Origin of the sequence: Delftia sp. ZNC0008, assembly GCF_000799035.1 — a bacterium.
In the GTDB taxonomy this organism is placed as follows: Bacteria; Pseudomonadota; Gammaproteobacteria; order Burkholderiales; family Burkholderiaceae_C; genus Comamonas; species Comamonas tsuruhatensis.
This window is the reverse complement of record NZ_JTKZ01000748.1, coordinates 1-1062: the sequence shown is the minus strand read 5'-3', so window position 1 is coordinate 1062 and position 1062 is coordinate 1. Positions and strand designations below refer to the sequence as shown.

The window sequence follows — 1062 nt, the reverse complement described above, 5'->3', positions numbered from 1 at the left end:
CCGCGTGGGCCTGGGGCTCCAGTGCGCGCGCCGCCGCCGTGGGCCGGGGCTCGCGGCCGCTGCGGTCGAACAGCTGCAGGTCCAGCTCGGCCTCCAGCTGGGCGATGGCCATGCTCACGGCCGAGGGCACGCGGCCCAGCTGGCGCGCGGCGGCGGAAAACGAGCCGTGGTCCAGCACGGCAATGAACAGCGGCACCTGGTCGGCTGGAAAGGACATGGTGGGGACCTGTCAGATTTATTGAAAGAATCTGACTTTAACGTTCAATTGCCGGCATATAGACTGCGCCCCCTATGACCTTGCAGACACACAAAAAGGGCCTCCAGGGGCCCAAGCGCAAAGTGGTCTTCGTGACCCTGTATGAATTGATCGCCATCCTCGCCTCCAGCCTGCTGTTCATGGCCATCGGCCAGAGCGCCGGGCATTCGGGCGGCATGGCGATTGCCGCCTCCACGCTGGCCATCGTCTGGAACCTGACCTTCAACCACCTGTTCGAGCAGTGGGAGTCGCGCCAGAGCGTCAAGGGCCGCTCGGTGCTGCGCCGCGTGGTGCACGCCCTGGGCTTCGAGGGCGGGCTGGCCATGGTGCTGATCCCGCTGATGGCCTGGTGGTTCGGCGTCACGCTGTGGGAGGCCACGGTGATGGAGGCCGGCCTGCTGGTCTTCTTCCTGGTCTACACCTATGTCTTCAACTGGTGCTTCGACCATGTGTTCGGCCTGCCGGCCTCGGCCTCGGCATCCGCTGCGGTGGCACCCCGCGCTCAGGGCGAGCCGGCCTGCAGCAGCTGACCGGCCACGGCGGCGGCGGCCGTGCGGGTCTCCACGCCGAGTTTCTCGAAGATGTGCTCCAGGTGCTTGTTGACCGTGCGCGGGCTCATGCCCAGGATGTCGGCGATGTCGCGGTTGGTCTTGCCCTTGCTCAGCCATGACAGCACCTCGGTCTCGCGCGGGGTGAGCGCCACCTGCTGCAGCCGGCGCGCGGCGGGCGCCTGCGGCGCCTCGTGGCTGAGCAGCACCATCGACTCCCCCAGGCCGCTGGCGCCCATGTGGCGCGCCAGCAACTGG

The 1062-nt window shown here is 68.0% G+C and carries 3 protein-coding genes; 1 reads left to right on the top strand and 2 read right to left on the bottom strand.

Going from position 1 to position 1062, the window contains the following annotated elements:
- Positions 1-217 (bottom strand): helix-turn-helix domain-containing protein (locus L995_RS24435; RefSeq protein WP_047473997.1); only part of this gene is annotated, 217 nt, incomplete at its 3' end.
- Between the two features lie 74 nt (positions 218-291).
- On the opposite strand from L995_RS24435, the gene L995_RS24430 reads away from it, so the two are divergent.
- Positions 292-786 (top strand): PACE efflux transporter, encoded by a 495-nt coding sequence (locus L995_RS24430; protein WP_016452173.1) that lies wholly within the window; start codon positions 292-294, stop codon positions 784-786.
- Here the strand turns inward: L995_RS24430 and L995_RS24425 are convergent.
- Positions 759-1062 (bottom strand): helix-turn-helix domain-containing protein (locus L995_RS24425; RefSeq protein ID WP_047473996.1); only part of this gene is annotated, 304 nt, incomplete at its 5' end. The genes L995_RS24430 and L995_RS24425 overlap by 28 nt on opposite strands.

Excerpts from the sequence above, each read along its gene's own strand:
- L995_RS24430 (WP_016452173.1), top strand. The coding sequence starts at position 292 with ATGACCTTGCAGACACACAAAAAGGGCCTCCAGGGGCCCAAGCGCAAA.